The organism is Caballeronia mineralivorans PML1(12) (assembly GCF_001028175.1).
GTDB classification, from domain to species: Bacteria; Pseudomonadota; Gammaproteobacteria; order Burkholderiales; family Burkholderiaceae; genus Caballeronia; species Caballeronia mineralivorans.
Window position 1 is genome coordinate 1 of record NZ_AEJF01000235.1, and the last position, 10724, is coordinate 10724.

At 61.5% G+C, this 10724-nt stretch carries 10 protein-coding genes and 1 pseudogene; 3 read left to right on the forward strand and 8 right to left on the reverse strand.

Translation table 11 applies throughout. From position 1 onward, the window contains the following. From EOS_RS38725 to EOS_RS38745, 5 genes and pseudogenes are all read right to left on the reverse strand, one after another. A pseudogene (locus tag EOS_RS38725) lies at positions 1 to 167 on the reverse strand (polyisoprenoid-binding protein); the annotation flags it as partial. Between the two features lie 36 nt (positions 168 to 203). Then, a complete protein-coding gene (locus EOS_RS38730) occupies positions 204 to 764 on the reverse strand; it encodes a YceI family protein (RefSeq protein ID WP_047897523.1) in 561 nt (186 codons plus the stop codon). A gap of 245 nt (positions 765 to 1009) precedes the next feature. Next, a complete protein-coding gene (locus EOS_RS38735; protein WP_047897524.1) occupies positions 1010 to 1954 on the reverse strand; it encodes an ABC transporter substrate-binding protein in 945 nt (314 codons plus the stop codon). A gap of 85 nt (positions 1955 to 2039) precedes the next feature. Then, on the reverse strand, positions 2040 to 3068 hold the full coding sequence (locus EOS_RS38740; RefSeq protein ID WP_047897525.1) for an ABC transporter permease: 1029 nt from the start codon (positions 3066 to 3068) through the stop codon (positions 2040 to 2042). Beyond that, entirely contained in the window at positions 3061 to 4566 is a 1506-nt protein-coding gene (locus EOS_RS38745) for a sugar ABC transporter ATP-binding protein (protein WP_047897533.1), read from the reverse strand. The genes EOS_RS38740 and EOS_RS38745 overlap by 8 nt, the downstream gene beginning before the upstream one ends. Positions 4567 to 4917: 351 nt before the next feature. On the opposite strand from EOS_RS38745, the gene EOS_RS38750 reads away from it, so the two are divergent. Further along, positions 4918 to 5610 (forward strand): FadR/GntR family transcriptional regulator, encoded by a 693-nt coding sequence (locus EOS_RS38750; protein ID WP_047897526.1) that lies wholly within the window; start codon positions 4918 to 4920, stop codon positions 5608 to 5610. A 450-nt stretch (positions 5611 to 6060) separates the two neighbouring features. Here the strand turns inward: EOS_RS38750 and EOS_RS38755 are convergent, their stop codons facing one another. From EOS_RS38755 to EOS_RS38770, 3 genes are all read right to left on the reverse strand, one after another. Further along, positions 6061 to 6324: a hypothetical protein gene (locus EOS_RS38755; RefSeq protein ID WP_047897527.1), complete on the reverse strand. Its 264-nt coding sequence runs from the start codon at positions 6322 to 6324 to the stop codon at positions 6061 to 6063. A gap of 101 nt (positions 6325 to 6425) precedes the next feature. Further along, positions 6426 to 7565, reverse strand: coding sequence for an aromatic ring-hydroxylating oxygenase subunit alpha (locus tag EOS_RS38760; RefSeq protein ID WP_047897528.1), 1140 nt, complete (start codon positions 7563 to 7565; stop codon positions 6426 to 6428). A gap of 315 nt (positions 7566 to 7880) precedes the next feature. Then, positions 7881 to 8552, reverse strand: a complete 672-nt coding sequence (locus tag EOS_RS38770) for a DUF938 domain-containing protein (protein WP_047897530.1) — start codon at positions 8550 to 8552, stop codon at positions 7881 to 7883. Between the two features lie 524 nt (positions 8553 to 9076). On the opposite strand from EOS_RS38770, the gene EOS_RS38775 reads away from it, so the two are divergent. Further along, on the forward strand, positions 9077 to 9658 hold the full coding sequence (locus EOS_RS38775) for an ankyrin repeat domain-containing protein (RefSeq protein ID WP_047897531.1): 582 nt from the start codon (positions 9077 to 9079) through the stop codon (positions 9656 to 9658). Positions 9659 to 9797: 139 nt separating this feature from the next. Further along, positions 9798 to 10724: PRC-barrel domain-containing protein (locus EOS_RS38780; RefSeq protein WP_047897532.1), on the forward strand; the 927-nt coding region annotated here is incomplete at its 3' end.

Genomic DNA, 10724 nt, shown 5'->3' on the forward strand with positions numbered 1-10724 from the left:
TTGGTGAACTTGCCGCGCCAGACCGAGAGGCCGCCAAAGTGGTCAGCTTCGAAGCTCGGGGACGTGTGGCCTGGGTCGAGCTGATACGTGGCTTCTTCGGCCATCACGCTAAATGATGCCACTGCGACCAGCGCGCCTGCTGCTGCGATCAGAAGGTTCTTTTTCATGTGTTTTCCTGGATGAATTTGAGGGTCGATGACCGTTTATTTCTTGGTAGCGACGAGGTGAAACTTGATGACGACTTCATCGGCGACGACCGAGGTGTCTTTCCACTCACCCGAGCCGACATCGAACTGCGTGCGTTTGATGGGCAGTGAACCATCGAAGGTTTGTGTCGTGCCCTGGCTCGTGACGGTGACCGGCACGGTGACGTTCTGCGACTTGCCCTTGATGGTCAACTTGCCGCTGACATTGAACTTGCTGCCGCCCGCGGGCGCGATGGCCGTTGAAACAAAGGTGGCGGTCGGGAAATGCGCCGTATCGAACCAGTCCTTGTCCGTGGCCTGCTTGTTATAGCTTTCATCGCCGAGATCGTAGCTTCCCGCGTCGATGCTGAGATTCGCGCTGCCTGCGGTGGGTTTAGCAGGATCGAAGTCGAGTTGTGCCGTGAACTTCTTGAACTTGCCGTCGACCGGCACGTTCATTTGCTTCGATGTCGCGGTAACCGTGCTTTTGGTCGTGTCGACCTGGGCTTGAGCGGCGCTTGTGAATAACGCGGTAGCCGCGGTGGCAGCTAATAACCATCGGTACAAAGGTGTTGGCATATCAGGCTTAGGATCGTAATCGGTACGGCATGGTATGCGAGTCGATATGCGGCGGATAGCCACACGGAAAGAACAGATTGTTCTACCGGTGAAGGTAATAGCGGACGGAATGCGACAGCGGTGCGGAGATCGCCAGTTACGACCCCGTAGTACGCAACCGCAAAAACAAAAACGCAGTGCAAAGGGACCGTCCAGAATCCCTTCGCACTGCGCATAACCCACCTAGCCCCAAGAGGAGCCAGCGATCAATACAACACGTTCTTGGCCACCGGCTGATCGATATTCCCCTTGTCGACCATGACAACACCGGTATCGACGAACTTTGGCGGCGGCTTCTTCTCAATCACGCCCACTACCGTCTGAATGCCCTTGTAGCCCATCTGGTATGAGCCTTGCACCGCTATCGCCTGGATCGTGCCGTCCTTCACGAAGTTCTGCAGATCCTGGTTGCCATCGAACCCAATCGCGATAACTTTCCCCGCCTTGCCCGACTGCGCCAGCGCGCGTCCCATCCCCACGGCTGTCGGCTCGTTCGCCCCGAAAATGCCCTTCAAATCCGGATTGGCGGCAAGTACATCGGTCGTCTGGTTAAGCGCATTAGCCATCTGCGACTGCGAGTAGAACGGTCCGACCACCTGCAGCTTGGAGTGCGCTGCCAGATACTTGCGGAACCCGCCCACACGCCCCACTTCGGACCCCGCGCCCGCCACATACGACATCAACGCAATCTTGCCCGTCTGTCCCACCCTCGAGATCAAGGCCTGAGCGCACATCTCGCCGGCCTTCTCGTTGTCGGTGGACAGGAAAGCCTGGTAATACTGCTTGCCCGAATCGGACAAGGCCGAATCGATGATCACAACCGGAATATGCGCTTCCCACGCTTTCTTCACGGCCGGCACCAGCGCATCCGGGTCCGACGCCGCCAGCACAATCCCGGCGACCTTCCGGTTCACCGCGTTCTCGACCATGTTCACTTCGGCGGCTATGTCGGATTCCGCGGCCGGGCCCTGGAAGGTCATCGTGTAACCCTTCACGTCAGCCAAGGCCGCGGTCGCGCCCTTGTTCACGTTCTGCCAGTAGTTCGAATCCGCACTCTTCACAATCACGGCAATTTCGCCGCCGGCCGCAAACGCGCTGCTCGCAGCGACGGCAAGCACAGCGGTGAACATCGCCTTGGTAGTCAGTTTCATGTCTCGCTCCTGTTGATTTTGTAAGACCCCGTGGGCCCACTCCACTCTTCTACGTCGCGAACGCTTCAGGTGCGTTCGATGAAACTCATCTCCGGTTCCGGATCTGGTCAATCCACACCGTGCCCAAGATAACCAGGCCGATGATGATCTGCTGGATGAAACTCGATACCCCGTTCATGTTCAGGCCGTTCCGCAAAATGCCGATCACGAACGCGCCAATCGCCGTGCCCGAGATCGTGCCGACACCGCCCATCAGCGACGTTCCGCCAATTACCGCGCTCGCGATGGCATCGAGTTCGTACATCACGCCTTCGTTCGGCTGCGCCGTCACGAGCCGCGACATCAGCACGCACCCGGTCAACCCGGCGAGCGCGCCGGACAGCACATACGTGAACAGCTTCACGCGATTCACGTTCACGCCGGACAGCCGCGCCGCTTCCGCATTCGATCCGACCGCGTAAATGTGCCGCCCAAGCGAGGTGCGGCTGAGCATGATGGCCACCAGCACCGCCAGCACGACCATGATGATCACGGGATACGGAATGCCGGGGAACACGATGTCCGGGAACCCGTCCGAACCCATGCGGACGATGCGAAACAGCGCGCCGTTGCCGAGCTCGGCGAAGGAATCGCCGAGACCCGACACAGGCCGCGCGCCGGTGATCTGCAACGCCACGCCGCGCGCAACCAGCATCATGCCGAGCGTCGCGATAAACGGCGGCAACCCCATGCGCGTGACGAACAGGCCGTTGAACGCACCGCAGATCGCGCCCATGATCACGCCACCAAGCATGCCAATAGGCACAGGCACACCGGCTTTCACGAGCAACGCGGCGACAACACCGGAAAGCGCGAGCACCGATCCAACCGACAGATCGATACCGCCGGTAATGATCACGCACGTCGCGCCGAGCCCGAGATACGCGATGGACGTCACCTGCAACGCCACCGTCATGCCGTTGCCAAGCGACATGAACGCGTTGCTCGTGGCCGAGAACACGACCACGAGCATCACGAGGCTTCCCAGCGCCGCAAACTTCTGGATCAGGTCCTTGCGGCGTTCGCGGGCGCGCTCCCGGTCGGCGTGGGCCGTGTCGGTGGTCATCTCAAGCATGGGCGATCCGTCCTGATGCGTAGTGCATGATTTCTTCCTGATTGGTTTTACGGGTCTCGAGCACGCCCGCTATCCGGCCTTCGTGAAACACGGCCACGCGATCCGTCATGCCCATGATTTCGGGCAACTCGGAACTGATCAATACGACGCCGATGCCCTGCGCCGCGAGCCGGTCCATCAGTTCGTAGATGGCGTATTTCGCGCCGACATCGATACCGCGCGTGGGTTCGTCGAAGAACAGGATCTTCGATTCGCGGAACAGCCATTTGCTGATCACCACTTTCTGCTGGTTGCCGCCCGAGAGATTGCGCGTGATCTGGTTCACGCTCGGCGTGCGGATGCCAAGCGCATCGACATAACGGCGAGCGACCTTCGCTTCTTCCTCGAAGCGAATAAAACCACCCGTGCCCGAGACCGCTTCCACGTTCGCCAGCGTGATGTTCTTCGCCACCGTCATCTGCAGCGCGAGACCGTTACCCTTGCGGTCCTCCGAGAGATACGCAATGCCGTTGCGAATCGCGTCGATGGGCGAATGGATCGAGAGCCGCTCGCCCTTCAACTGGACTTCGCCCGCATCCACCGGATCAGCGCCGAACACTGCGCGCGCGACCTCGGTGCGCCCCGCGCCCATCAATCCCGCAAAGCCGAGGATCTCCCCACGACGCAATTCGAAGCTCACGGGTCCGAACACCTCGCGACGCGTAAGGCCGCTCACGCTCAGCAGCACTTCATTCGTCGGCTGCGATTTGCGTTCGGGAAAGACATCGTCGAGATCGCGGCCAACCATATGCGCGACCACTTGCTCGATGGTGGTGGCGGCGAAGTCATCGGTGGAAATGGTGCGGCCGTCGCGCAGCACGGTTACGCGATCGGCGATCTCCGCCAGCTCATCCAGCCGATGCGAGATATAGACGATGCCGACACCCGCCTTCCTGAGTTCCTTGATGATCCGGAACAGGTGCACCGTCTCCGATTCAGTCAGCGACGACGTGGGTTCGTCCATGATCAGCAACCGGGCGTTGAGCGACAGCGCCTTGGCGATCTCGATCATCTGCTGCTGCGCCACCGACAACGACCCAACCAGCGTACGCGGCTTCAGTGCCAGCCCAATGCGGTCGAGCGCCATCTGGGAATCAGCGGCGAGACGCGCCCGGTCGATGAAAAATCCGCGCTTCGGCTCCCGTGCCAGAAAGATGTTTTCCGCGATGGACAAGTGCGGGATCAGGTTCAGTTCCTGATGAATGATCGCGATGCCGGCGGCCTGCGCTTCGAGCGTGGACGAGAAATGATGCTCGCGGCCGTCGAGGAAAATCTCGCCTTCGTCCGGCCGGTATTGGCCGCTGACGATTTTCATGAGCGTGGACTTGCCCGCGCCGTTTTCACCGCAAATGGCATGCACTTCGCCCGCTCGGACGTCGAAGCTGACGTTCTGCAGCGCGATCACGCCCGGGAAACGCTTGCCAACGCTGTGCAGGCGCAGCAAGGGCTCGTCCGGCATGGATTGCGGGCGCGCGGTATGTGGCGCGATATGCGGTGCGCCCTGTTCGGCCGCCACGTTCATCGCTTGGCCTTGTCGACTCGTATGAGCATTTGCACCGGCGTTGTCTCCTCGGCGGGGGGTCTCTGATTCTGGGGCGGTGCCGACCGTCGTTCAGGCACCAAAGTGGTCAAGCCAATTTTCTATTTGGCCATGTGGCCTTACCTGTTGCGAATGATAATGGCGTTAGGCCCACTCTGGAATCGCGGTATTTACCCTTATATCCATTGGCATAGCCGACAAGCCATGCTGAAAGCAATTGGTCAAGCCACCTTACACTTCGACTCTCGCCCAGCGCTCTGCCAGACACTCATGACGACATCTGTAAAACCGGTTGAAACGCGGCGCCTGTATCAAACCATCGCTGATCAGATCAATACGCTGATCCGCCACGGCAGCTTCCAGGCCGGTACGCGCCTGCCGCCCGAACGTGAGCTTGCCCAGCAATTGGGCGTGTCGCGGCCATCGTTGCGCGAGGCGTTGATCGCGCTCGAAATTCGCGGGCAAGTCGAGATCCGGATGGGCTCGGGCGTGTACGTCTGCGAAGGCAGCACCGAGGAACCGCCGCTGACCTCCATGGGCGAGAGCCCGACCGAGCTGATGCAGGCGCGTGCGGCTATCGAAGGATCAGTAATCTTGCTGGCTTGCACGCGGCTGACGCCGGAGGGAATGGCCAGGTTGCAAAAGAGCGTGGAGTCGATGCGCGAGCTGATCGCGGCGGGACGCTCGCCACTGGAGCCGGACCGGCAGTTTCATATGACGCTGGCCGAAATCGCCGGAAATTCGGTACTGACCCGGCTGGTGGGCGAGTTATTCGATGGCCGTAACGATCCGATCGCAGCCAAGGTCAGCGGGCTCGCGGAGAACATCACGACATGGGGCGTCGCGCTATCCGAGCACGAACGGATCTTGAGAACGCTGGAAGCGCGTGATCCGATTGCCGCGCAGGCCGCGATCCGGTCGCATTTGAAGGCATCGGAAGAACGATGGGTGGGCGGCGTTTGACGGCCGGAAGCCTTAGCGGGCTTGCGCTCGCAGTGCGACCGGGTTTTGCCGCCGGACGAGCGCAGTCTTCACCATGCAAACGGCCCGCTTTAGAGCGGGCCGTGAACTACCAAAACGTGCTGCTGGAAGCAGAAATCCGGGAGCCGAAGAGAGCTGGGTACAGAACAACCCAGATCAAACCGGCTGTCGTTGAAGCGCACCCGCTTCCGTCACTTCCATTACTGCCGCTTGGACGCCTCCTTCTTCAGTTTCTTCGCTTCTTTCTTCTCTTTCGGCGATTTGACAGCGACCTTCTTCTCGGTTTTCTTCGCGTCCTGGCTCTTACTCATGATGTGCTCCGTGGTTGACCTAACATTATTGCCCGAGCCGCCGCGATTTGGCACGTAAAAATGCGTCGCCGTGGCTTGCTCAATGGCTCGGGTCAATGGTTTAAGACATGCGTCGAAACGCTCAATCGATCCGCGAGCGCAGTTCTTGTGCGCTCGCGCGCAACGCCTGATAGCCGGAACGCGCGTGTTCCGGCAAATCCGGGTCGCCGATAAGCGTGCCCAGCGTCTCGATCACGCTGTAGAGAATGCCCTTCGCCGCGCCTGCGGCCATTGCACCCGACGCGTAAGAATGATCGACGTGGCTGATGGCGGCATCGAAGTGATCCTGGTCAGGGGGCTCGTTTACCGCGGGCGTGACTGGCTTCTCTGTCGAGTTGGGTTCCATGATGGTCGACCTCTTCTGGTTAATACGTCACTACTGCGACGTCATTGCTGTGACGTCTGGACTACGACGTTGTTACTGCGGCGTCTTGCCGTGTGCACGTCTCAGTCGGTAATCGGCTGGATCATATGCACGCGACGCTCCGTCACGAGTTCGCGAACCGGCGCGCCGCACTGGATCAGCAGCGAACGCAGCTCGTTGATGACCGGGAAAACCTCGTGGTTATGATCGGCACCCTGCCGGTCGTGCGCTTCCTGCTCGCGCTCCACGATCCACCGGTCTTCCTTGAAGATACGCTCGGTGAACCACACCAGCAACGGCCACGCGGCGTCGAGGATGCCCGGAATTTTCGGCCGGCGGATGGACAGCAGGCCAAACGTGCGGTTGGTGCGCTGCTGGGCGTCGAGCGGCACGTACGCGATCCACAGATCCATCACCATCGTCTGGTCCTTCGTGCGGATCCTGAGCGTCTGGTAGGGATATTCGGTACGGATCGTCATCACGTCGTTGTGGCCGTCGTTCGGGTCGTTGCTGCGCTTCTGACTGAACACCAGCGCCTCGCCAATCGGCTGCTTGCCCTCCTCGCGCGCGAACGTGTAGTTCACCTCTACCCAGTCGTCGCCGCGGCTGCGCCCGACCGAGCGCGCCTTCATCTGACCCATCTGCTTGCGATGCAGGAACTGATGGTTCATGTCCATCAGGTTCTCGTGCATGAAGGTGTAATGGCACTTCACTTCGCGGCCGAAGCGGCGGGTTTTATAGGCTTTATCGTCGACGGAACCGAGCGCGGGAAGCGGCGCTGTCTCAGCGAGCAGCGGGTCGCCGGGGAAAATAAAAATCAGGCCGGATTCTTCCCGGCACGGGTAAGAACGCACGCCGTTCGGCAGGCGTTCGCGGCCGAGATACGGGACGTCGATACAGCGGCCGGTGCAGTCGTAGGTCCAGCCGTGATAACAACAGCGGATGGATTCGCCGTCGACCACACCCGCATGCAACGGCACCTGTCGATGTGCGCAGCGATCTTCCAGCGCGAACACCTTGCCGCTTTCCGTGCGTACCAGCACGACGGGGTCACCGGCAAAACGCACACCGTGCGCCTTACCGCGTTTTACCTCCGGCGACCAGGCGACCGGATACCAGTGATCGGGGTGGATATCGACGCGACGCAGATCGCGCGCGGACGGTTGAGACTGTTCGGACGGCAGTTCGCTCGGAGCGACGTCCTGCTGCAGTGCTACATGCATGTACGATGCCTCCGCGTGAGGGTATCGGCTGGAAACGGACTAAAAAATGCTTTGGGGAGACGTTGCAACCAAAGGCCTAACGCAGTCTACACGCCAGAGGCCGGTTGATGCGCGACGAGAGGGTGATTGCGGATATCGGAAGCGGACTGGACGGGCTTGCACAGGCGGTCGAGCGGTTTTTGCGGCAGCTTTTTGCTGCGGCTTTCTTCGGCGATTCCGCCCCACCGGACGCAATTTTGACGATCTTCATTGCGCCAGTGCGAAACCATTCAAGCGCGTCGCCGATCGAATCGCCCTACGTCAAATCCAGGTGCGTCAGGGTGCGCGTTTGAAGATCAGGCAGAAATTGTTGGCGGGCATCGGCACGGCTTCGTCCATCGACAAGCCCGATGCGCGCCCGAGCTCCACCACGTCTTCCATATTCCGGACACCCCAGGCGGGGTCGGTGGCGCGAAGCTGGGCGTCGAAGGCTTCGTTACTCGGGGCGGTATGCGCCCCGTCGCGCTTGTAAGGTCCGTACAGGAAGAGCACACCGTCGCTGGCCAGACGCTCGCGTGCTCCATGGAACAGCGCCTCGGCTGCCGCCCACGGCGCGATATGGATCATATTGATACATACGATTGCCGCGAGGGAATCCGGCACGGGCCAGGGTGTTGTCCGGACATCCAGGGCGATCGGTGCATTGAGGTTGGCGAGTGAAGCGTGCTGGCGCCAGGCGTCGATGGAGGCTCGCGAAGCGGCGTCGGGATCACTGGGTTGCCAGGTGACGCCCGGCAATGCGGAGGCGAAGTGGACAGCATGCTGCCCCGTGCCGCTGGCGATTTCGAGGACCACGCCGGCCTTGGGCAGGACCCGCGCGAGCACGTCGAGAATGGGTCCGCGATTACGTTCGGCGGCGGGCGCCACGCGGCGGACAGTGTCGGGATTGGGGCTCACGGCGTTTTTCCTGGTGAAGAGTGCTGGCGAGCGTAAGCGTGCGATAGGCATAGGTCAAGCGACGAGCCGACGAGGGCGAGCGTGAGCTAGACCCGGACCATGAAACAACGGCGCCGCGAAAGAGGCGCAAAACAACCGGCCTGCAGGAAGACTACTGCCGTCGTTGCAACGGATAAAAAGCGGGTCAGGCTAGCCCTTCACGGCCGGCGCCATCGAAGAACGAATGGTCATGAAGAGGCTCCCTTTAGAATAACGCTCGGAACACGCTGTCAGCTTAGGGATCCCGTAGGCAGCCCGGTCGCCCGGATAAGGCGCGATTCCTGCTGCGACGGTGCGGCGTGCCGCCAAACCTGTGTATCCTGACGCACTGATAGAAACCGCGGAAGCCGCAAAAACCCGCCAAGGCAGAATCCGCGGACCGCTTGCCATATACAACGAAACAACCGAACCAACCGCCTGACATCGAAAGCTGCACGCAGTACCAACCGGATATCGCCCAACCCGGCGCGCGCCCAAACCCCTGCATCGAACGGCTGCAGCGCCGCACCAGTCCATGCAATCCCAATGGAGCTCCCATGCAACCCGACTCACCCGCAGGCATTCCCGGTCAAAGCCAGGAACCTCTGAGCGACGATCTCATCGATTTCGCGAGCGAAGTCTTCGACGTAGCCCGCCGCGGCGACGCAGCCATGCTCGACACGCTGCTGCATAAAGGCTTGCCGCCGAACCTGCGTAACGACAAGGGCGACACGCTCGTGATGCTCGCGAGTTACCACGGCCATGCCGACGCGGTGCGCGTGCTGCTCGAACACAAGGCCGATCCGGACCTGCGCAACGACAACGGCCAGACGCCGATCGCGGGCGCGGCGTTCAAGGGGTACAAGCCGGTCATCGAAGCGTTGCTTGCGCACGGCGCGGACGTAGAAGGCGCGTCGCCGGACGGACGCACGGCGTTGATGATCGCGGCCATGTTCAATCGCGTGGAGATGGTGGAGTTCCTGATTTCGAAGGGCGCGAATCCCGACGCGAAGGACGCGAACGGTTTTACCGCACGCGACGCCGCCGCGAAAATGGGCGCCCCCGATACCGCCGCGCGGCTGGCTCAAGCGACTGAAGCGAAGGCGACCGAAGCGAAGTCGCGTCCGCCGGGCGTGTGATCGAAACCGGGCGACACGAACGCCGCCGCTCGCCCGGCCTGTATCGACCTGTATCGCCCCCTAACCCACGCACCGTCGATAACCCCAGCGGCGGCGCACGAATTTCCTGAAGGTAGCCCTGCAACATGGAGCTCTTGTGATGAGTGGCGGTTTCCCGCTTCGAGCGTACAACTGGCACTGGCGAACGGTAGCCGGAACGCTTGCGATCCTCCTTGTGCTCGCGGTCATGTCGGGATGCAGCCTGTTCCCGGTGCAAGCGCCCGCGCCCATCATCGATTTGTCGACGCCGCAGCCGCCAAGCGAGCCGGAAGTCGTGGAGCCGGAAGAAGTGCCGGCATCAGCGCCGGTTGCCACGCAGCCTCCGTCCGAACCCAGACCGCATCCCGCGCCGAAACGGCGTGTGATCGTGCCGAAAAAACCGCCGCCGCCTCCGCCGCCGCCCGTTGAAGAGAAGGCGCCGCCGCCTCCGCCGCCGCTGCTCACCACGCGCATCATGCAGCACGAGCAAATCCGCGGTTTGCTCGACAGCGAAATCCAGCGCCCGGATGGCAAGGTGATCGGCCGCGCAGTGGACATGTACGCCGATGCGTCCGGCAAACCGAAGATCATGATCGTGAACCTGGCGGGATTCCTGGGTGTCGGCGACCGCAAGGTGACGTTCCCGTGGACCGTGTTCCGCTTCAATCCGGCCGCGAAGAAAGCGCCTATCACGTTCGCCGTGCCGACGCCGGGCAGCAACGGCGCATCGGGCGCGGCCAAAGCGAAGGCTCAGGACGCTTCGGCGAGACCGGGTTCCGTCAACGACATTGCGCCGACCCTCGCTCAACTCATCGACTCCAATGTGTCGCAGAAAAACGGCGCGCGGATGGGCCGCGTAGTCGACGTGCTGGTCGATTCGCAGGGGCAGCCCCAGGCGCTCGTGATCGATCTCTCCGATTCCCTCGCCGGCGACAAGCGGCAAGTCGCGGCGAACTGGCCAGACCTGCACGTGATGTCGCGCAACAAGGTACTGCAATTGCAACTGGATTTCACCGACGCACAGATCAAAGCCGCTCCGACTTACTCG